Annotated in this window: 20 protein-coding genes and 1 riboswitch; of the genes, 7 read left to right on the plus strand and 13 right to left on the minus strand. The window is 61.3% G+C overall.

Going from position 1 to position 21,067, the window contains the following annotated elements:
- Positions 1–314: 314 nt before the first annotated feature.
- From G9X68_RS31445 to G9X68_RS31490, 10 genes are all read right to left on the minus strand, one after another.
- A complete protein-coding gene (locus G9X68_RS31445; RefSeq protein WP_171605706.1) occupies positions 315–1,079 on the minus strand; it encodes a bestrophin-like domain in 765 nt (254 codons plus the stop codon).
- Between the two features lie 146 nt (positions 1,080–1,225).
- The gene (locus G9X68_RS31450; RefSeq protein ID WP_171605707.1) at positions 1,226–2,362 is read right to left on the minus strand and encodes a calcium:cation antiporter; all 1,137 of its coding nucleotides are present in this window, start codon (positions 2,360–2,362) and stop codon (positions 1,226–1,228) included.
- A 272-nt stretch (positions 2,363–2,634) separates the two neighbouring features.
- Positions 2,635–3,342 (minus strand): SDR family NAD(P)-dependent oxidoreductase, encoded by a 708-nt coding sequence (locus G9X68_RS31455; protein WP_171605708.1) that lies wholly within the window; start codon positions 3,340–3,342, stop codon positions 2,635–2,637.
- A 163-nt stretch (positions 3,343–3,505) separates the two neighbouring features.
- Positions 3,506–3,856 carry a ribbon-helix-helix domain-containing protein gene (locus G9X68_RS31460; RefSeq protein ID WP_003543205.1) on the minus strand — a complete coding sequence of 117 codons (351 nt, stop codon included), beginning with the start codon at positions 3,854–3,856 and terminating at the stop codon, positions 3,506–3,508.
- Positions 3,857–3,880: 24 nt separating this feature from the next.
- Entirely contained in the window at positions 3,881–4,477 is a 597-nt protein-coding gene (locus G9X68_RS31465) for a DJ-1/PfpI family protein (RefSeq protein ID WP_028759016.1), read from the minus strand.
- Between the two features lie 104 nt (positions 4,478–4,581).
- On the minus strand, positions 4,582–4,974 hold the full coding sequence (locus G9X68_RS31470; protein ID WP_171605709.1) for a DUF779 domain-containing protein: 393 nt from the start codon (positions 4,972–4,974) through the stop codon (positions 4,582–4,584).
- A 165-nt stretch (positions 4,975–5,139) separates the two neighbouring features.
- The gene (adh, locus tag G9X68_RS31475) at positions 5,140–6,648 is read right to left on the minus strand and encodes an aldehyde dehydrogenase (protein WP_171605710.1); all 1,509 of its coding nucleotides are present in this window, start codon (positions 6,646–6,648) and stop codon (positions 5,140–5,142) included.
- A gap of 165 nt (positions 6,649–6,813) precedes the next feature.
- Entirely contained in the window at positions 6,814–7,773 is a 960-nt protein-coding gene (locus G9X68_RS31480; RefSeq protein ID WP_171605711.1) for a helix-turn-helix domain-containing protein, read from the minus strand.
- 105 nt (positions 7,774–7,878) lie between these two features.
- Complete coding sequence (locus G9X68_RS31485; protein ID WP_171605712.1) at positions 7,879–9,087, minus strand: TIGR03862 family flavoprotein; 1,209 nt, start codon at positions 9,085–9,087, stop codon at positions 7,879–7,881.
- Positions 9,088–9,155: 68 nt separating this feature from the next.
- Positions 9,156–9,578 carry a MerR family transcriptional regulator gene (locus G9X68_RS31490; RefSeq protein ID WP_171605713.1) on the minus strand — a complete coding sequence of 141 codons (423 nt, stop codon included), beginning with the start codon at positions 9,576–9,578 and terminating at the stop codon, positions 9,156–9,158.
- 71 nt (positions 9,579–9,649) lie between these two features.
- On the opposite strand from G9X68_RS31490, the gene G9X68_RS31495 reads away from it, so the two are divergent.
- From G9X68_RS31495 to G9X68_RS31520, 6 genes are all read left to right on the plus strand, one after another.
- Positions 9,650–11,932 (plus strand): heavy metal translocating P-type ATPase, encoded by a 2,283-nt coding sequence (locus tag G9X68_RS31495; RefSeq protein ID WP_171605714.1) that lies wholly within the window; start codon positions 9,650–9,652, stop codon positions 11,930–11,932.
- Between the two features lie 400 nt (positions 11,933–12,332).
- Positions 12,333–12,558, plus strand: a riboswitch (cobalamin riboswitch).
- 279 nt (positions 12,559–12,837) lie between these two features.
- Complete coding sequence (nrdH, locus tag G9X68_RS31500; RefSeq protein WP_171605715.1) at positions 12,838–13,059, plus strand: glutaredoxin-like protein NrdH; 222 nt, start codon at positions 12,838–12,840, stop codon at positions 13,057–13,059.
- A gap of 12 nt (positions 13,060–13,071) precedes the next feature.
- Entirely contained in the window at positions 13,072–13,476 is a 405-nt protein-coding gene (gene nrdI / locus G9X68_RS31505; RefSeq protein ID WP_171605716.1) for a class Ib ribonucleoside-diphosphate reductase assembly flavoprotein NrdI, read from the plus strand.
- Positions 13,455–15,659, plus strand: a complete 2,205-nt coding sequence (gene nrdE / locus G9X68_RS31510) for a class 1b ribonucleoside-diphosphate reductase subunit alpha (protein WP_171605717.1) — start codon at positions 13,455–13,457, stop codon at positions 15,657–15,659. The genes nrdI and nrdE overlap by 22 nt, the downstream gene beginning before the upstream one ends.
- A 172-nt stretch (positions 15,660–15,831) precedes the next feature.
- Entirely contained in the window at positions 15,832–16,806 is a 975-nt protein-coding gene (gene nrdF / locus G9X68_RS31515; RefSeq protein ID WP_171605718.1) for a class 1b ribonucleoside-diphosphate reductase subunit beta, read from the plus strand.
- Positions 16,807–16,910: 104 nt separating this feature from the next.
- A complete protein-coding gene (locus G9X68_RS31520; RefSeq protein ID WP_171605719.1) occupies positions 16,911–18,137 on the plus strand; it encodes an adenylate/guanylate cyclase domain-containing protein in 1,227 nt (408 codons plus the stop codon).
- 1 nt (position 18,138) lies between these two features.
- Here G9X68_RS31520 and queE read toward each other — a convergent pair whose 3' ends face one another.
- Genes queE through queC form a run of 3 tightly spaced genes read right to left on the minus strand, consistent with a single transcriptional unit; the run spans position 18,139 to position 19,930 of the window.
- On the minus strand, positions 18,139–18,867 hold the full coding sequence (gene queE, locus G9X68_RS31525) for a 7-carboxy-7-deazaguanine synthase QueE (RefSeq protein WP_171605720.1): 729 nt from the start codon (positions 18,865–18,867) through the stop codon (positions 18,139–18,141).
- The gene (gene queD / locus G9X68_RS31530) at positions 18,864–19,220 is read right to left on the minus strand and encodes a 6-carboxytetrahydropterin synthase QueD (RefSeq protein WP_131644653.1); all 357 of its coding nucleotides are present in this window, start codon (positions 19,218–19,220) and stop codon (positions 18,864–18,866) included. Before queD ends, queE begins: the two co-directional genes overlap by 4 nt.
- Complete coding sequence (gene queC, locus G9X68_RS31535) at positions 19,220–19,930, minus strand: 7-cyano-7-deazaguanine synthase QueC (RefSeq protein ID WP_171605721.1); 711 nt, start codon at positions 19,928–19,930, stop codon at positions 19,220–19,222. The genes queD and queC overlap by 1 nt, the downstream gene beginning before the upstream one ends.
- A gap of 404 nt (positions 19,931–20,334) precedes the next feature.
- On the opposite strand from queC, the gene G9X68_RS31540 reads away from it, so the two are divergent.
- Positions 20,335–21,067: ABC transporter substrate-binding protein (locus tag G9X68_RS31540; protein WP_171605722.1), on the plus strand; the 733-nt coding region annotated here is incomplete at its 3' end.

Below are 21,067 nucleotides of genomic sequence, written 5' to 3' on the forward strand. Positions count from 1 at the left end.
GATCTGTTCGTCTGTGAAACGGTTGCGCTTCATTCTCTGGTCCTCTCAATGGGCCAGAGCTTACTTCAAAATGGATTATTTCAACGGGGCAAGGTCAAAGCTCACCATAACCTGAAGGGTGAGCGGTCGCTCGGGCCAAGCCCGATAAAACAGTCCAGTGGACTGTTTTAAGACCCGAACGGGACAAACCCTGCCCCCGCAACCAACGATCCCTGCGATCCACAAAAGCCCCCTCCGCGGGGCTTTTTGCGTTTATGGTTGCGGAAGAGCTAACGCCTCATCGGGGCCTGTCCTCGACGGACGGCATGACATGGCTAAGGTTTTCCGAGGCGTTCGATGGCAGACTGTAATGGTGCATCCGAAACATGGACCAGCCCGACATAGGGATTGGCCATATCCGAGATCAGGAAGATCGCGCCCGCGACGGACAGGGCGCAGACGAGCAGGATTGACAGCACCGTTGGATTGGTCGGTGCCTGCAGCCCGAAGGTCGCAAAAAGCAGCGCGAGCCAACAGACGAGAACGGTAAGGAAGGCCCAGGGCAAACCCTCTTTACCGGATTCGACCAGCAGCCAGTGGGTCTCGGCCACCATGCCGCCCACTTCCAAAGCACGCGCCTGGAGAGAGCTCTGCGCCGCATCCTTCGGCGTCAGGGATCGAAGGTCGGCCTGAACCGCCTCTATATCCTGATATTCTCCCAGCGCCTTGGCGGATGGCTCGTCGGTGGTTTCGGCAGTCCAGCCGCGGCTTAGCCGTTTTTCGATGAGTTCACGTAGCAATTGACGCGCCTTGTCGGTTTCCGGCCCGTATTGCGCCATGACGCGGTCAAGCAGCAGTACCCGTGCGGCCGCCGTTCTCATCTCCACTTCGGCATTGTCGTAGGTCGACTTGGCGGATGCGATCAGGAGGCCGAGCGCCAGGGCCGACAGCGTTCCCACCACTGCGGTCGCCAGCCTGATGGCGTCCTTGGATTCCGCATTGAGATGGTGATCCGGCAAGCGGCCACGCACGATCAATCCTATCGACGTCGCCATCGACAGAAATAGAAATACAAGCCCGCCAACCAATAGTGAGCCCAAGTCCGGTCTCCGTATCGCCACTTAGGTCCTGCAGCCGCCGCGACTGCTTGCAAGCTGTGCAATAGCTCCCGTCATCATAGCGGAAGACAGACCAAGCGCGGAACTCTTTACCTTCCTGATCTCGCGCGGCCGCCATCGGGCGGGTTTCATTGCTGGAAAATCAACATCACGTAAGCCAGGAAAAGCACCAGATGCACAGCGCCTTGGATAAGATGCGTGCGGCCGCTGGCAAAGGTGATGATGCTGACGGCAAGCGTGAGCAGGAGCATCACCAGATCTCCATGCTCCAGGCCGAGTGTCACCGGGTGCCCGTAAAGCTGACTGACAACAAGCATCGCCGGCACCGTCAGCCCGATCGTCGACAGCACCGAACCAAGGAAGATGTTGACGGAACGCTGAAGATTATTGGCGATGGACGCACGCACGGCGCTGATCGCCTCAGGCGTCGCGACAAGGATGGCCATGACGACACCGCCAAATGCGGTTGGAGCATGCAGGGTTTCGATAATGTAATCGATCGGCCGAGCAAGCTGTTCAACCAGAAAGACGACGGGACCCATATAGGCGAACAGCAGGATGGCATGAGGCCATACGGGCCCATGGACAGGAGCACCACGTTCGCCGGGAGGTTCATGACGGTTGCTGTCGTCGGTGAAATAGTCCCGATGCCGGCCGGCCTGAAGAAACAGAAACGTGGCGTAAAGGCCGACCGATATGATGCCCAGTATCAATTGCCGCGCCGCCGATGGATGTTGTCCGTCCGGGCCCGCAAGAAATGTCGGCATCACCAGGCTCAGGGTCGCCAGCGGGACGATGACACCGAGATAGGCGTTGGCGCCCTGGAGGTTATGCTGTTGTTCCGGTCGCCGCCACGCACCCAGCAGCAATGACAGGCCGACCATGCCGTTCAGGATGATCATGACGACTGCGAACAGGGTGTCGCGCGCAAGCGTGGGATTGTTCTCGCCGTGAAGCATGACGGCGGATATTGCCATCACCTCGATCGAGGTGATGGCAAGCGTCAGAATGAGGGTGCCGTAAGGCTCCTTCAGCCGCTCCGCCAGATGATCCGCGTGCCGCACGACCGACAGAGCGGAGCCGAGGACGACGGCAAACAGCCAGACGAAAACCACAGTGAACCATAGCGGATCGGAAAGCCGCCCGAAGAGCTGTTCCCGGAAGGCAAGAAACGCCAGGCTGGTCGCGACGCTGACGCCGAGGAACCATTCCTCGCGCACCAGGCTGGTTGCGCCGACGGCGCGCGATGCCGGACCCTCCGTCATCGAAACCATCCGCCTTCTGGCAAATGCCGCCGCAATGCGATCCTCAAGACCATTGTGTCCGCCCGCTGTCTCGTGCCCACCACATGAGCAGGCGCAGACGAGGCTGCCTCAAGGCGAACCGAACCTCAAGCCGGATCGTGTGTCACTGACTGAAACTTGCGGGTCTCTGTGGTCTCGTTACCCGCTGCTCCCGACAAAGGGACCGCGGCCGAAACGGAGGGCAAGGCGAGGTCCGGGGAACTCAGCGCGGCGGTTGCAGCGCCTTCCGGCAGTTATTCGCGGCCTGTCGCCGGGATTGCCGCGCCGGTGACGACGGCTGCGGCCGGTGAAATCAGGAAGGCGATGAGGCGGGCGATCGATTGTGGCGATACCCAGCCATCCGTCTTCGCATCGGGCATGGCCGCGCGATTCTCAGGCGTGTCGATCGTCCCGGGCAGGATGCAGTTGGCGGTGATGCGGTCGTCGCGACTTTCGGCAGCGATCGCCTCGGTCAGCCGGATGACGGCGGCTTTGGAGGCAGCGTAAGCGGCCTGCTTAGCGCCAGCCTTCAGGCCGGGCGCGGCCGCTATATGAACGATGCGGCCGTAGCCGGCCGCCTTCATGGTCGGGAGAACCGCGGCGCTGATCGTTAGCGCAGTGCGGGCGTTTGCGGTCATCATCGTCTCCCATTGGGCGGGAGCGTCCGGCCCGACCGGCCCCATCTGGAAACCGCCGACGGTGTTGACCAGTGCGCTAACGCCGCCGAAGCGCTTGACGGCCCGAGCGACGGCGGCGGCGCAGGAGGCATAATCGGTGAGATCCGTTCCAGCGATCGCCAGAAACTCGGTGGAGGCGGGAAGATCGGCGGCCAAGGCTTCCAGCTCATCGCTCGAACGGTTCATGCAGACGAGTTTTGCGCCGGCGTTGGCAAGTTCGCGGACAACGGCGCTGCCGAGGTTGCCGCCGGCTCCCGTGACGATCACGGCTTTCTGGTCTTTCATGGCAATCGATCTCCCGACGGTGCCCGCGCTGGACAGTGCCGCGCATTGTTGATCCAGGCTGCGCGGCAGCGCAAGCCCCCGCCCAAGACAGGTCGGATGTTTGCGAAACGGCCCGCGGAGCGATCCGCGGGCCGTTCGTCTTTGATCGTCTGGCGGACCTGATTCAGTGATATTTCGCCCGTTCGCGGTCGAGGATGACAGGCGCGTCGAGGCCTGAGATCGGACGGGTGACATCGGCCGGGATGTCGCCGGTGAGCTGCAGGTCGAGATAACGGGCGCAGCAGACCCGCAGGAAGGACGTGAAGTTACCGAGATCGTGGCCCGCATCGATCGATTCGTGATGCAGCCGGGTGATCAGCTGGACGACATTCATGCCGTCGCGCCGGGCGATCTCCTCGAGCTTCGCCCAGAAGAAGTTCTCCAGCCTGACGCTGGTGACCATGCCGTCGATGCGCAGCGACCGGGTGGCACTTTCCCAGAGCCGCGCATCGGCCTTGATGAAGAGTTCACACATATCGTCCTCCCCAGTGCGCCCTTCTCAGGCGGCGTTGGTTTCGAGCAGTGCTGCGGCATCGAGCACGGCCATGAACTGGCGCAGCCACGACGGATGCGCCGGCCAGGCGGGCGCCGTGACCAGATTGCCGTCCGAGACTGCATCGCTGATGGCGATGTCGGCATAGATGCCGCCGGCAAGTTCGACTTCCGGCCGGCAGGCGGGATAGGCCGAGCACGTGCGGCCCTTCAAAACGCCGGCAGCGGCAAGCAGCTGCGCGCCATGGCAGATGGCGGCGACGGGTTTTCCGGCGTCGAAGAAATGCCGGACGGATTTGATGACGTCGGCATTGAGGCGCAGATATTCAGGTGCGCGGCCGCCGGGGATGACGAGCGCATCGTAATCTTCGGCGCGCACGCTGTCGAAGGTGGCGTTCAGCGCAAAATTGTGGCCGCGTTTTTCGGAATAGGTCTGGTCGCCCTCGAAATCGTGGATGGCGGTGGCGACGGTCTCGCCGGCTTTTTTGCCGGGGCAGACGGCGTCGACCGTATAGCCGCAGGCGAGCAGCGTCTGGAACGGCACCATCGTTTCGTAATCTTCGGTGAAGTCACCCGTGATCATCAGGATCTTTGAGGCTGGCATCGTATCCTCCTTTGAAACCAACAGGCGGAGAGTAGCAAAGAGCTGCTGCGAGCAGGTACTATGGGAATACTACAGGCGAAATTCCCACCGGACGGGCGACAGCATCAGATCGCCCTGACCTTCACATCAGGCACTGCGCAAGCCTCGCCTCCGCCGAAGAGGCGGGAGCGGGTGAGGAAGCGCTTCTCCCGGCCGTTGTCGAGCGAGAACATGCCGCCGCGGCCGGGCACGACGTCGATGATCAGCTGCGTATGCTTCCACGCCTCGAACTGGCTGGCGCTGATATAGACCGGTACGCCGCCGATCTCGCCGAGCTTGACGTCGCTGTCGCCGATCATGAATTCGTTAGCCGGATAACACATCGGCGAGGAGCCGTCGCAGCAACCGCCGGACTGGTGGAAGAGGATCTCGGGGTGATCCCGCTTGATTTCTGCGATCAAATCGAGGGCTGTGTCGGTTGCGAGAACACGCGGTTCGCCGTTGACGGTGGTTTCCATGGCTGCCTCCTCCAGCGCATAACCCGAAAATCGGATCGATTTTCGGAAAGATTACACGCAAATTCAAAGCGTTAGAGCGTCCTACGGAATGCGTGGCGCTCTAAAGACAAGGCCTTCTCCCCGTGTCGGGGAGAAGGCTTTTCATCATAACACCATTGGCTGCTCTTAGAAGAAGCCGAGTGCTTTCGGGCTGTAGCTCACCAGCATGTTCTTGGTCTGCTGGTAGTGGTCGAGCATCATCTTGTGGGTTTCACGACCGATGCCCGATTGCTTGTAGCCGCCGAAGGCGGCATGGGCCGGGTAGGCGTGGTAGCAGTTGGTCCAGACGCGGCCTGCCTGGATCTCGCGGCCGAAACGGTAGCAGCGATTGGCGTCGCGGCTCCAGACACCGGCGCCGAGGCCGTAGAGCGTGTCGTTGGCGATTTCGAGCGCTTCCTTCTCGTTCTTGAAGGTCGTGACCGAAACCACCGGTCCGAAGATCTCCTCCTGGAACACACGCATCTTATTGTGACCCTTGAAGATCGTCGGCTTGACATAGTAGCCGTTCGCCAGCTCGCCTCCGAGATCGTTGCGCGAGCCGCCGGTCAGCACTTCCGCGCCTTCCTGCTTGCCGATGTCGAGATAGGCGAGGATCTTTTCCAACTGCTCCGTCGATGCCTGAGCGCCGATCATCGTCGCGGTATCGAGCGGGTTGCCCTGCTTGATCGCCTCGACGCGCTTGACGGCCTTTTCCATGAAGCGGTCGTAGATCGATTCCTGGACGAGGGCGCGGCTCGGGCAGGTGCAGACTTCGCCTTGGTTGAGGGCAAACATCGCAAAGCCTTCAAGCGCCTTGTCGAGGAAGTCGTCGTCCTCGGCCATCACGTCGGCGAAGAAGATGTTCGGCGATTTGCCGCCGAGCTCCAGCGTCACCGGAATGAGGTTCTGGCTGGCATATTGCATGATCAAGCGGCCTGTCGTCGTTTCGCCGGTGAAGGCGATCTTGGCGACGCGCGGGCTGGTCGCCAGCGGCTTGCCGGCTTCAAGGCCGAAACCGTTGACGATGTTGAGGACGCCTGGCGGCAGGAGGTCGCCGACGAGTTCGGCCCAGAGCAGGATCGAAGCCGGGGTCTGCTCGGCGGGCTTCAGCACGACGCAGTTGCCGGCGGCAAGCGCAGGTGCCAGCTTCCAGGTGGCCATCAGGATCGGGAAGTTCCACGGAATGATCTGGCCGACGACGCCGAGCGGCTCATGGAAGTGATAGGCGACGGTATCGTGGTCGATCTCGCCGATCGAACCTTCCTGGGCGCGAATGCAGGAGGCGAAATAGCGGAAGTGGTCGATCGCCAGCGGAATGTCGGCCGCCATGGTTTCGCGGATCGGCTTGCCATTGTCCCAGGTCTCGGCCTGGGCGAGCAATTCCAGCTTGTCTTCCATGCGCTGGGCGATCTTCATGAGGATATTCGAGCGCTCGGCGGCGGAGGTGCGGCCCCATTTTTCCTTCGCCGCATGGGCGGTGTCGAGCGCGAGATTGATGTCCTTTTCATTGGAGCGGGGAATGTCGCAGAGTTTGCCGCCGGTGACGGGCGTCAGGTTTTCGAAGTATTTTCCCTCGACCGGCTCTCGCCATTCGCCGCCGATATAGTTGCCGTATTTCAGCTTGAACGGCGACTCGACGATTTTCTGATGAAGCATGTCATCCTCCCTTGATGATCAGGTTCCTAAGCGAACCAGTGGGAGGAAAATGAGCATGTTTTGGCGGAGGGACTAGGGCGGGTCTTCCATACCGCAGTGCACAGTGTCGCAGTCCTGCGACAGGAGGGGCTCACGATTGGCGCAGCGGCGGAACCTTCGGCGCCATCAGTGGAGATCGAGCTTCTTCATCTTCCTGTGCAGCGTGGCGCGGCTGATGCCGAGCGCGATTGCCGCCTGCGAGACATTGCCGCCGGCGCGCGACAGCGCCCGAAGCAGGGCGGCCTTTTCCGCCTCGACCATCTCGTCATGCTGGGGGACGCCAGCCTCGTGCAGGGCATCGGCGGCAGGAATGCCGGCGGCGATGCGCCTGTCGTCGAGCTGCAGCGCGATGCGGGCGGCGCGCGTCGCACCGAGCACGAGATCGTGCCTGTCGACGGCAAGCAGGGCGGCGGCGGAATTGGCGCCGGCCGGGACCATCAGGAAACGGGCGCCTGTAAAGGCCGAACGGAAGAGGTTGAGCTCGATGCGCATCGCCGCATCGCGCACGGTCTGCGTCAGGATCGCCAGCGTCATCTCATTGACGTCTTCGCGGCATGTGGAGATGTCAAGGGCTGCTGCCACCCGCCCACGATGATCGCGGATCGGTGCCGTCGTGCAGCTGAGACTGGTGTTCGAGCAGAAAAAATGCTGATCGCGGAAGATGGCGACGGCGCGCTCGTCGGCAAGTGCGGTGCCGATGCCGTTGGTGCCGATGCTGGCCTCTGTCCAGACCGAGCCGGTCCAGAGGCCGAGTTCGCGGAATTCCTTGTCGTCGCCGGCAGCCCCCCGGCGCTCCAGTGCGATGCCGTTCTTGTCGGTCAGAAGCAGGCAGCAGCCGGCCTTGCCCACAGTAGTGAAGAGACGATCGAGCTCTTCCGTCGCGCTGGCGATCAGCTGTTCGGACTGCTCGCGGGCACTGCGGAATTCCTGGTCGGTAAGGCGCAGCGGCGCGCGTTCATCCTCGGGGGCGAGCTGGTGCATGGTCATGCACCGCCGCCATGAGGCGACGATGGGAGAACTGGCTGCGGCGGAATCGCGCTGGGCAGACGTGTAGACGTGCTCGGCGTGTGCTGAGTGTTCGTGCATCGGCTCCTCCCACCGAAGTTCAGCATAGTCTGATGGAAAAGCGGCTGGTTGGCAATCGGTCGGCACTGGCGGCCAATTGCCGCCAGTTTGTCGAATGCTGCCAGCCTAGCGCTGCAACCAGGCTTCGATGCCGCGCGCGGCAGCCCGGCCGGTCGCAAGGCAGGCGGTGAGAAGATAACCGCCGGTCGGAGCTTCCCAGTCGAGCATTTCGCCGGCAACGAAGGTGCCCGGCAGCGCCTTCAGCATGTAGCCTTCGTCAATGCCGCTCCAGCGGATGCCGCCGGCCGAGGAGATCGCCTCGGAGATCGGGCGGGTTTCGATCACCGGCACCGGCAGGGCTTTGATCAGGCCGGCGAGACGTTCGGTATCGGTCCGGTCGCGCTCGGGAGTAAGTTCGCGCAGCAGCGCCGCCTTGACGCCGTCGAGGCCGGCGCCCTTGCGCAGGCGGTTTGAAAAGCTTGATTTGGCGTCCTGCCGCGCGAGGTCGCGGCTCAGCCTCTCGATGGTGCGGCCGGGTGCGAGGTCGAGGGTCAGGGCAGCGCTGCCGTGGTTCAGCAACTGGTCGCGGAGGCTGGCGGCATGGATATAGACGAGGCTGCCCTCGATGCCGTTCGCGGTGATGACGAATTCGCCGGGAAAGGTGCCGGCCTCGGATGTTGCGGTGACCGACTTTACCGGCTCGCCGGCGAAACGCTCACTGAAGTTCCCGCTCCAGCCGACGACGAAGCCGCAATTGGCGGGTTGAAAAGTATCAATTTCCACACCCCTGCCGGCCAGCCGAGGCACCCAGGCAGCATCGGAGCCGAGGCGCGGCCAGCTTGCGCCGCCGAGCGCCAGCAGGGCCGCGTCGCAATGGACGATGCTGCGCCCTTCGGGCGTTTCGAAACCATAGCCGTCTTCGGCAAAACCGGTCCAGCGGTGGCGGGTGCGCAGCGTGGCGCCCTGTGTCTCCAGCCGCCTGAGCCAGGCGCGCAGCAAAGGCGAGGCCTTCATCACCTTCGGGAACACCCGGCCCGACGAGCCGACGAAGGTCTCGGTCCCGAGTCCTGCTGCCCAGTCCCTGATATCATGAGGGGTAAAGGCATCAAGAGCGGGGCGCAGACGGGCGGAGGCCGCGCCGAAGCGCGTGGTGAAACGGGCATAATCCTCGGAATGGGTGATGTTGAGACCCGATTTGCCGGCCAGCAAGAACTTGCGGGCAAAGGTCGGCATGGCGTCGTAGACCGTGACCGCATAACCGGAACAGGAAAACAGTTCGGCAGCCGCGAGACCCGCCGGGCCGCCGCCGATAACTGCAATCCGCTTCTGGTTCATGATGTCTTCGCCCGATTCTCTCTGCATTCAGTTTTGGCGCGGGCGCGGTTCGCCTGCAAGGGCGGCGATCAGTGATGCGGATGCATGCACTGGCCGTGATCGGCGAGAACCTCGATGACGCGGCATTGGTCGACGCGGCCGTGGCCACAGCCTTCCACCATGGTTTCCAGCTCGGCCTTCAGCGCCATCAAGCTGCGGATGCGCTGCTCGACCTCGATGAGGCGGGCCTTGGCGATGGCGTCGGCCGAGGCGCAGGACTGGTGCGGATCATCCTGCAGGGTGAGCAGCGTGCGGATCGCCTCGATCTCGAAGCCGAGCTCACGGGCATGGCGGATGAAGGCGAGGCGGCTGATATCCGCAGGCTCGAAGGAGCGCTGGTTGCTCTCGCTGCGGCTCGGCGCTGCGAGCAGGCCGATGCTCTCATAATAACGGACCGTCGGCACCTTGACGCCGCTTTGGCGGGCGGCTTCACCGATCGTGATCTTTTTCATGATTTTCCACTTGCACCTCTAGTCGCTAGAGGATGTAGGAAAGATGCTTCTATTTGACAAGGAAGCGGATCATGGCTGAGAGCGAGACACGATACCGGGTTGGCGGCATGGATTGTGCCTCCTGCGCAACCAAGATCGATACGGCGGTCCGACGCGTGTCGGGTGTCGCCGATGTTTCCGTCTCGGTAATAGCGGGCACGATGACCGTGCGGCACGATGGCAGCAGTGATCTCAAGGCGATCGAGAAGAAGGTGACCGGGCTCGGCTATTCCGTCGCGCGGCTTGCCGGAAACGCTGCGCCTGCGCATGCCCACAGCTCGCAGTATCGTCACGACCACGCACGTGATCACCGTGATCACGCGGACCACAACAATGAAGGGCATGATGATGCGGGCCATAGCCATGACCATGCAAGTCATGACCACGACCATTCTCACGATCACGGCGAGAAGGAAATCGAGGGGTTGCACGGGCACGACCATGCGCCGATGGCCGGTCCCTGGTGGCAGAGCAGGAAGGGCCGGCTGACCATCCTTTCGGGGGCGGCACTCGTTGCTGCCTACACCGTCGGTCATCTCGTACCGGCGATTGCGTCCTATGCCTTCATCGTCGCCATGCTGGTCGGGCTTGTGCCGATCGCGCGGCGCGCCGTGATGGCGGCTTTCTCGGGTACACCGTTTTCGATCGAGATGCTGATGACGATTGCCGCCGTCGGCGCCGTCATCATCAATGCCGGCGAAGAGGCGGCAACCGTCGTGTTCCTGTTCCTCGTCGGCGAGTTGCTGGAAGGGGTGGCGGCGGGCAAGGCGCGCGAAAGCATCCAGTCGCTGACGGGTCTGGTGCCGAAGAATGCGCTGCTCGAAGACAATGGGCAGACGCGTGAAGTGCCGGCCGAAAGCCTTGCCGTTGGCGCCATCATCATGGTTCGTCCTGGCGACCGGATCTCGGCGGACGGCATCATCCTCTCAGGCGAGAGCGCGATCGACGAGGCGCCGGTGACGGGCGAGAGCACGCCGGTGCGCAAGGGCGTCGATGCCGTCGTTTTTGCCGGCACGGTCAATGGTGATGCGGTGCTGAGGGTTCGCGTCACGGCGGCTGCCGCCGACAATACCATCGCCCGCGTCGTCAAGCTGGTGGAGGAGGCACAGGAATCGAAGGCGCCAACCGAACGCTTCATCGATCGGTTTTCGCGCTATTACACGCCCGGCGTCGTCGTGGTCGCAGCGCTGGTCGCGGTCGTTCCGCCGCTGCTGTTCGATGGGCCGTGGGGCGAATGGGTCTATAAGGGCCTTGCCATCCTTTTGATCGGCTGCCCCTGCGCGCTTGTCATTTCGACACCGGCGGCGATCGCCGCTTCGCTTTCGGCAGGTGCGCGGCGCGGGCTCTTGATGAAGGGCGGCGCGGTGCTGGAAACGCTGGGCAAGGTGACGATGGTCGCCTTCGACAAAACCGGCACGCTGACGGAAGGCAAGCCTCAGGTGACCGACATCATTTCCTTTGGTCTGAGTGAGGCGCAGGTGCTGTCGCGCGCGGCGGTGCTGGAGCAGGGTTCCAGCCATCCGCTCGCGCAGGCGATCCTTAACCGCGCCAAGGCGGACGGCCTTCCCGTGCCGCCGGCCTTCGAGCTGGAAGCGCTGCCGGGCAAGGGTGTCAGCGGCAAGGTCGGCGGCGAGACGCTGGATCTGCTGTCGCCGCCTGCCGCTCGCGAGCGGGGGACGCTCAGCGCGGACCAGGATGCACGCATCACGGCGCTGAACGACGAGGGCAAGAGCGTATCGGTGCTGCTCGTCAACGGTGTTGCGGCCGGCCTGCTCGCCATGCGCGACGAGCCGCGCGAGGATGCCGAGGCCGGACTCGCTGCTCTCAAATCAGCAGGCGTCAAGGCGATGATGCTGACCGGCGACAACAAGCGGACGGCGGCGGCCGTCGCCGGCATGCTCGGCATCGACTGGCGCGGCGAGATGATGCCGGAGGACAAGCAGCGGGTGGTCGGCGAATTGAAGCGCCAGGGCTTTGTCGTCGCCAAGGTCGGCGACGGCATCAACGACGCGCCGGCGCTGGCGGCTGCCGATATCGGCATCGCCATGGGCGGCGGCACCGATGTGGCGCTGGAGACGGCGGATGCCGCCGTGCTGCATGGACGCGTCGGCGACGTGGCGCGGATGATTGAACTGTCCAAACGCACGATGCGCAATATCCTGCAGAATATCACCATCGCACTCGGGCTGAAGGCGGTGTTTCTGGTGACGACGATCGCCGGCATCACCGGGCTCTGGCCGGCGATCCTCGCCGATACCGGCGCCACCGTGCTGGTGACGATCAATGCGCTCAGGCTGCTTCGAGTAAAGGGATGAATGTTTTCCCGATGGCGGTCTGAAGGCCGACGATTCGGGCGAAAATCGCCGAGCCGGTCATCAATTGGGTCGGCTCTCAGTTTGTTGACAAAGTCTTCTCCGTCATGCTCGGCCTTGTGCCGAGCATCTGACCACTGCAATTGCTTGACTGGAAACCATTTATTTTCAGATGCTTAATTGACCGGCGCAGATCCTCGGCATAAGGCCGAGGATGACGTCGCGGGTTTTGCAGTCTGCAGCTTGGGAGCCGGCTGCAGGCCGGCTCTCGTTGTTCAGGCCTTCTCCACAGCTCGTTTTTCTTAAGCTTTCGTTATCCCTGTTTTTCACAGGAATGTAGCGATTTCAAACCTGCCGTAACGCAATGCACCAACCATCCGTTGACGCGAATTTGGATTGGCGTACTATATCTAGTGTTCGAGGTTCCATCGATTCGTAGGGATTGATGGCTAAGACGGGAATTCGGTGCGCTTCGCCATCATGGCGCGGCAATGCCGGAGCTGCCCCCGCAACTGTAAGCGGCGAGCAACTGTCCGATTTCAGGTCACTGGAGCATGATGCTCCGGGAAGGCTGGGGCAGGGTGCTTTGACCCGTGAGCCAGGAGACCTGCCTTGAACGAAACGTCCACGGGCGGGGTGTCCGGAAGGTCGCGTTGCATGGCTGCGGGAATGTCCGCATCGCGTTTCGCAGGCCCGAACCTCCGCCCCGAAACCTTCGCATTGAGCCACTTCGGGGTGAAGTCATGTTAGTATCTCAGTTCAGGCCGCCACCCGCACCAGGTAGAGGGCGGATTACGCCCAGCGGCTGAACGAGCCGCATAGTTCAATTCATCAGAGAATTTTTCGACGGATATCGACAGATTTCCGATCGATGTCTTGCGCCCAATCGCGTCGTCACGAGGAATATCATGACTATTACCGTCTACAGCAAGCCTGCCTGTGTCCAGTGCACTGCCACCTACCGCGCCCTCGACCGTCTGGGCGTCGATTATGACATCGTCGATATTTCGCAGGATGCCGAAGCGCTCGATCGCGTCCGCAGCCTCGGCTACGTGCAGGCTCCCGTCGTCATCGCCGGCGAGCAGCATTGGGCGGGTTTTCGCCCCGACATGATCAGCGCGCTTTCCTGATCGAGAAAAGCGATGGGCCTGATCGTCTACTATTCCAGCCGGTCCGAGAATACCCATCGGTTCGTCGCCAAGCTCGGATTGCGCGCGGCGCGCATTCCGGCAGGTGGCGCAGACGCGTTCCATATCCGCGAACCCTTCGTGCTGATCGTGCCGACCTATAGCGGCGACGGCGGCAAGGGGGCCGTTCCCAAGCAGGTGATCCGTTTCCTCAACGATGCGGAAAACCGAGGACACATCCGGGGCGTGATTGCCGCGGGCAACAGCAATTTCGGCGAGACATACGGGCTCGCCGGCGACGTGGTTTCGCAGAAATGCCAGGTGCCGTACCTTTACAGGTTCGAGTTGCTGGGCACGGCAGACGACGTCGCCAACGTCAAACACGGAATGGAACGGTTTTGGACACGGGAACAACTCTGACGCGGGATGCGGGCGCAAAACCGCATCACACTGTTGCTCGGCCCGCCGGGGAAAGGCTGCCGAAGGCAGCAGAAACCCTCGACTATCACGCGCTGAACGCGATGCTGAACCTCTATGACGATGAGGGGCGGATCCAGCTCGACAAGGATCGAATGGCTGCCAAGCAATATTTCCTGCAGCATGTGAACCAGAACACGGTGTTCTTCCACAATCTAAGGGAAAAGCTCGATTACCTCGTCACCGAGGGTTATTACGAGCAGGAGGTTCTCGACCAGTATTCCTTCAATTTCGTGCGGGATCTGTTCGACCAGGCCTATGCCAAGAAATTCCGTTTCCCGACCTTCCTCGGCGCCTTCAAATATTACACCAGCTATACGCTGAAGACTTTCGACGGAAAGCGCTATCTCGAGCGCTATGAGGACCGCATCTGCATGGTGGCGCTGGCGCTGGCGCGCGGCGACGAGGGCTTGGCCCGCGACATGGTCGATGAGATCATTTCCGGCCGTTTCCAGCCGGCGACGCCGACCTTCCTCAATGCCGGCAAGAAGCAGCGCGGCGAGCTGGTTTCCTGCTTCCTGCTGCGCGTCGAGGATAATATGGAATCGATCGGCCGGTCGATCAATTCGGCGCTGCAATTGTCGAAGCGCGGCGGCGGCGTGGCGCTGTCGCTGACGAATATCCGCGAGGCGGGCGCGCCGATCAAGCATATCGAGAACCAGTCCTCGGGCATCATCCCTGTCATGAAGCTGCTCGAAGACAGTTTCTCCTATGCCAACCAGCTCGGGGCGCGGCAGGGGGCGGGTGCGGTCTATCTCAACGCCCATCACCCCGACATCATGCGCTTCCTCGATACCAAGCGCGAAAATGCCGACGAGAAGATCCGCATCAAGACGCTGTCGCTCGGCGTCGTCGTGCCCGATATCACCTTTGAGCTCGCCAAGAACAACGAGGATATGTACCTGTTCTCGCCCTATGACGTGGAGCGCGTCTATGGCGTGCCCTTCACCGAGATTTCGGTGACGGAAAAGTACCGCGAGATGGCGGACGATGCCCGTATCTCCAAGAAGAAGATCAAGGCGCGCGAATTCTTCCAGGTGCTCGCCGAAATCCAGTTCGAGAGCGGCTACCCCTACATCATGTTCGAGGACACGGTGAACCGGGCGAACCCGATCGCCGGGCGTATTTCGATGAGCAATCTCTGCTCGGAAATCCTTCAGGTGAGCGAGGCGAGCGAATATCATGACGACCTCTCCTACAAACATCTCGGCAAGGACATCTCCTGCAATCTCGGCTCGCTGAACATTGCTGCGGCAATGGATTCCGTCGATTTCGGCAAGACGATCGAAACCTCGATCCGAGCGCTGACGGCCGTTTCCGACATGAGTCACATTTCCTCGGTGCCCTCGATCGAGAAGGGCAATGATGAGAGCCATGCGATCGGCCTCGGCCAGATGAACCTGCACGGTTACCTCGCCCGCGAACGGATTTTCTACGGCTCCGAGGAAGGCGTCGATTTCACCAACATCTATTTCTATACGGTGACCTATCACGCGATCCGCGCCTCGAACCTTTTGGCGGTCGAACGCGGCACGAGCTTCAAGGGCTTCGAGAACTCGAAATATGCCTCCGGCGACTATTTCGACAAATATACCGAGCAGCTCTGGGAGCCGGCGACGGAGAGGGTGAAGGCTCTGTTCGAGACGGCGGGCATCCATATTCCGACGCAGGAAGACTGGGCGGCGTTGAAGAAGCTGGTGATGGCTTCTGGCCTCTATAACCAGAACCTGCAGGCGGTGCCGCCGACAGGCTCGATCTCCTATATCAACCACTCGACCTCCTCGATCCATCCGATCGTCTCGAAGATCGAGATCCGCAAGGAAGGCAAGATCGGCCGCGTCTACTATCCGGCGCCGTTCATGACCAATGATAATCTCGACTATTATCAGGATGCCTATGAGATCGGGCCGGAGAAGATCATCGACACCTATGCGGCGGCGACCCAGCATGTCGACCAGGGCCTGTCGCTAACCTTGTTCTTCCGCGACACGGCAACGACGCGCGACATCAACAAGGCGCAGATCCATGCCTGGAAGAAGGGCATCAAGACGATCTACTACATCCGCCTTCGCCAGATGGCGCTGTCCGGCACCGAGGTGCAGGGCTGCGTGTCTTGTACGCTGTAATTTGATTTCGGGCCTCGAGCCAGAAGCCCCCTCACCCTAGCCCTCTCCCCGCTGGGGAGAGGGGACTTGGTTGGGGATGACGCTGCCACAAATCTCTTCTCCCCAGCGGGGAGAAGGTGCCGGCAGGCGGATGAGGGGGCGCCCAGACATATTCCTCAAGAGGGACCACCTAATGAACATGCAAATCAAACCCGCCTCGCGCGTGCGCGCCGTCAACTGGAACCGCATCGAGGACGATAAGGATCTCGAAGTCTGGAACCGGCTCACCGGTAATTTCTGGCTGCCGGAAAAAGTGCCGCTTTCCAACGACATTCCCTCCTGGGCAACGCTGACGCCGGCAGAGCAGCAGCTCACCATTCGCGTCTTTACCGGATTGACGCTGCTCGACACGATCCAGAACGGCGTCGGTTCCATCCGGCTGATGGAAGATGCGGCAACGCCGCACGAGGAGGCGGTGCTTTCCAACGTCTCCTTCATGGAGGCGGTGCATGCGCGCTCTTATTCCTCGATCTTCTCGACGCTGTGCTCGACGCCCGATGTCGACGATGCCTATCGCTGGTCGGAGGAGAACGAATTCCTGCAGCGGAAATCGGCGCTGATCATGGAGCAGTATCGCTCCGGCGATCCGTTGAAGAAGAAGGTCGCGAGCGTCTTCCTCGAAAGCTTCCTGTTTTATTCCGGCTTCTATCTGCCGATGTACTGGTCGAGCCGCGCCAAGCTGACCAACACGGCCGACATGATCCGGCTGATCATCCGCGATGAGGCGGTGCACGGCTATTATATCGGCTACAAATTCCAACGCGGGCTGGAACGCCTCGGCGAGGAGAGAAGGCAGGAGATCAAGGATTTCGCCTTCGAACTGCTGCTCGAGCTCTATGACAATGAGGCGAAATATACCGAAGCGCTCTATGACGGCGTCGGGTTGACCGAGGACGTCAAGAAATTCCTGCATTACAATGCCAATAAGGCGCTGATGAACCTTGGCTACGAGGCGCTGTTCCCGGCCGAGGCCTGCAAGGTCAATCCTGCGATCCTGTCGGCGCTTTCGCCGAATGCCGACGAGAACCACGACTTCTTCTCCGGCTCCGGTTCCTCCTATGTGATCGGCAAGGCAGTGGCGACCGAGGACGAGGACTGGGATTTCTGAGGCTTGATCGCCGTCTGCCTCTTATCATTTGCTCTCTCATCGCCCACATTCAGCGGAAACTAAATTCGGTCCTCGCCGGTGATCCGGCGTAGCGGGAGTTTTTGATGTCGTCTTTTTTGAACAAGGCCGGGACTGCCGTCGAAGCGGGCGAAGGCGTCTGGCCGATCCGCAGAAGACGGATTCTCGACTGGCTGGTGAACGAGACGCGCGGCGAGCGCTTCATCGACAACATCCTGGTGGAAATGTGCGAGAAGCTGCTGGCGGCAGGGGTGCCGGTGGCGCGGGCGACATTGCATTTCAGGACGAACCATCCGCAATGGATCGGTGCCCGCATCCTCTGGAAGGAAGGCCTGGCGGAGGCGAAGATCAACACTTTCGCCTATGGTGTCGAAAACACGCCGGAGTTCCTGAAGAGTCCCGTCAACGCGATCCATCAGGGTTCGGAGGAGGTGCGTAGACAGTTGGAAGGCACAGCCGACGGCGACGAGGATTCATTCTATCAGGAACTGCGCGATGACGGCCTCACAGAGTATATCGCCTGGCCGCTCGAGCATACTTTCGGCAAACGGCATGTCGCGACATTTTCGACCAGCCGGCCGGGCGGTTTTACGAGCGAGCATGTCGATTTCCTGCGCGATCTGCTGCCGGCCCTGACGCTCGTCAGCGAAATCCGGCTGAAGAACATCATGGCGCGCACGTTGCTGCAGACCTATGTGGGACCGCATGCGAGCGAACAGATTCTGTCGGGAGTCACGACGCGCGGCAGCGGCGCGACCGTCGGGGCGGCAATCATGATCTGCGATCTGCGCGACTTTACGGCGATCTCCGATCTCTGGCCGCGTGACGATGTCATCCATCTGCTCAACGATTATTTCGACGCCATGTCTGATCCGATCGAACGGTATGGCGGAGAAATCCTGAAGTTCATGGGCGACGGATTACTGGCGATCTTCCCGCTGAGCAAGGACACGGCCTGTCACGATCTGCTGCAGGCGATCCGCGAGGGTCAGACGTTGATGGCGCAATTGAACCAGCAGCATGCGAGCAACGGGCGCGAACCGCTACGCTACGGCGTCGGCGTGCATGTCGGCGACGTCATGTACGGCAATATCGGCTCGCGCCGGCGGCTGGATTTCACCGTCATCGGCCCGGCGGTCAATGTCGCCTCGCGACTGGAAACCCTGACCAAGGAGGTCAAGCGTCCGGTGCTCTTGTCGCGAGCCTTCGTCGAAATGGCGAACTGCGCGGAAGAGATGGACAGCCTCGGCACCTTCCCGCTGCGCGGGCTTGGAGAGCCCGTCGATGTCTTCGCCTTTCCAGAGAGCAGATAGCTCAGACCCCACGCTTGTTTCCCCAAAGCAGCACGTGCAATTGAGGCAGCACGCGGGCTGCAAACCATCGGTCGGCCGTCACCTTGTCCACAAGCCAGTGCATCCGATCCATCACACCGTCGATATCAATGCGGGCGTCGTCGTCATCGGGCGGCGGCGGGGTGTGGTTGCCTGGTTGGAGAAACAAGGGAATTTGGGGGTAGCGCTCACCCGCCCGTTGGGCGAATTCGTAGTCGGCATCGTCGAAGACGACGATCTTCAAGGCGATCTCCGGGCCGCCAGTGGCCAGTTGAAGACAGTTGTCCACCTGGTCCCAATCCGTCAACATTCCGCTGGATGGCGGTTTGGGGCTGATCACCAGCATATCGAGATCTCGAAACCATGCCTGGGCGACGCTCCCCTGGGTTTCCAGTGCAAAGCGGTATCCTTGAGAATGGCCGAGTTCGATCAGCGGCTTTAAGGGCTGTATCGCCGGATTGCCTCCTGACAGAGAAACCGTCAGTGGCTTTGCCCCGGAGAGTTCGGTGACCTTACGCCAGATCGCCTCAGTGGACATCGGAATCCATTGATCGCGGAACGCACTGTCGACCGCGTGACGACTGTCGCACCAGGAACATCGATAATCACAACCGCCTGTCCTGACGAACACCGTCGGCAACCCGATCAGGGCGCCTTCGCCCTGTATGGTCGGGCCAAAGATCTCGCTGACGCGAATGGTTCCGCCACTCACGGCCTGTACTCCGCCCAGGTTTTCGGCGTCTCGCTGACGCGAACGGACGATGTCTCCGGGAAGTGCTGCTTGCACCAGTCGTAAAAGTGCCGTGCCAAGAATTCGGAGGTGACTTTCGAATGGCCGAAGACGTCGTTCAGGTGACGATGATCGAGAGCTTCGTCGATATAGCGCTTGAGCGGCGAGAGGTCGTGATAGTCACGGACGAAGCCATCATCATTCAGGCTTTCGGCGGCCAGCTCGACGACGACGATGTAGTTGTGACCGTGGAGCCGAGCGCATTGGTGGTCGGCAGGCAGGTGATCCAATTGATGGGAGGCGGAGAGATGAAACTCCTTGGTGATGCGGTACATCAACGCACCTCCGTGGCCGAGTATCGCGAGATCGCGGCTCTCCAGAAGTCCCGGTCTTCGTACTCCGTAGGATCGGGGACGCCGGCAAGATGGAAAGCTTCACGGCGTTCCACGCAGGTTCCGCAGCGCCCGCACTGGAGCTCGCCGCCCTTGTAGCAGGACCAGGTTTCCGAAAACGGCGTGCCGTGTTTTTCGCCGTCAACCACGATCGCCGCTTTGGAAACATCGACGTAGGGGGCAAGCAGTTTCACGCTGGCATAACCGTCCAGCGCTTCGTGCTGCATGCGCTGGAAGGCATCGATGAAGCCCGGACGGCAGTCCGGGTAGATGAAGTGGTCGCCGCCATGCACGGCGACGGCAACGGCATCTGCTTTTTGCGCGGCAGCCAAACCGAACGCGATTGCCAGCATGATGGCATTGCGGTTCGGCACCACGGTAGCTTTCATCGTCTCCTCGGCGTAGTGGCCATCCGGAACCTCGACATTGTCCGTCAGGGCCGATCCGCTGAGATGGCCGCCGATGCCGGCGATGTCGATAATATGATGGGGAACGGAGAGCCGTGATGCGCACTTAGCGGCGAAGTCGAGTTCCTTGCGATGCCGTTGGCCGTAGTCGAAAGAGACGAGGCCGATAAGCTGCTGTTCCGCGGCTACCTTGTGGGCAAGCGAAACGGAGTCCAGTCCGCCGGAGCAGACGACGATGGTTTTCATATTTTGGATCCCTTGTTTTGACCGGGTGGGCTGCGACCGGATTGCGCGGTGCTTCTAGGACAAATCACGCGTCATGGAAACAGTTTTTAAATGTCGGCCATCACAGCCGGGCGGCTACCCGACCGGAAAGTTGATCTGCCGTGACAATAGGAGCTGCAGATCCTCGGCCTCCGGATTGTTGCCGTCGTTCCGTTAGCGACCCCGAAATTCGTATAAAATTCAAGCTGATGCCCTAGTAGTCATATTTTTCTCGGGAGTCGAGAAAGGACTTGACGACAGAAGACTTATAACGCTTTAAATTGTTAACCGCGCGGAGGAGCGCGGTCGCGTGTTGCCCACTGCAAGGTGGTAAACATAGGGCGGCGGGGAGGGTCCTGCCGCCGATTTTCAATGGGAGGAAATTCATGAACAAGTTTTTGAGCTCGGCAGCTGTTGCTGTCGTGATGATGGCTGGCATCGGTGCGGCCCAGGCTGCCGACGTGAAGGAAGTGCAGATGCTGCACTGGTGGACGTCTGGCGGCGAGGCAGCGGCGCTGAACGTCTTGAAGGAGGATCTTTCGAAGGAAGGTTTTGCCTGGAAGGACGTGCCGGTGGCCGGCGGTGGCGGCGATGCGGCGATGACGGCGCTGAAGGCGATGGTGGCGGCCGGCACCTATCCGACAGCCTCGCAGATGCTGGGTTACACCGTGCTCGATTATGCCGAGGCCGGCGTCATGGGCGACCTGACGGAGACGGCGAAGAAGGAAGGCTGGGACAAGTCGGTGCCGGCAGCGCTGCAGAAGTTCTCGGTCTATGACGGCAAGTGGGTCGCAGCCCCGGTCAACGTGCACTCGGTCAACTGGCTGTGGATCAACAAGGCGGTGATGGACGAGATCGGCGGCACTCAGCCGAAGACCTTCGAGGATCTGATCGCCCTGCTCGACAAGGCCAAGGCCGCAGGTGTCATCCCGCTGGCGCTCGGCGGCCAGAACTGGCAGGAAGCGACGATGTTCGATTCCATCGTGCTGTCGACCGGCGGTCCGGAGTTCTACAAGAAGGCTTTCAACGACCTCGACGAGGAATCGCTGAAGTCCGACACGATGAAGAAGTCCTTCGACAATCTGGCGACGATCATCAAATATGTCGACCCGAACTTCT

The organism is Rhizobium changzhiense, from assembly GCF_013087625.1.
GTDB classification, from domain to species: Bacteria; Pseudomonadota; Alphaproteobacteria; order Rhizobiales; family Rhizobiaceae; genus Rhizobium; species Rhizobium sophorae.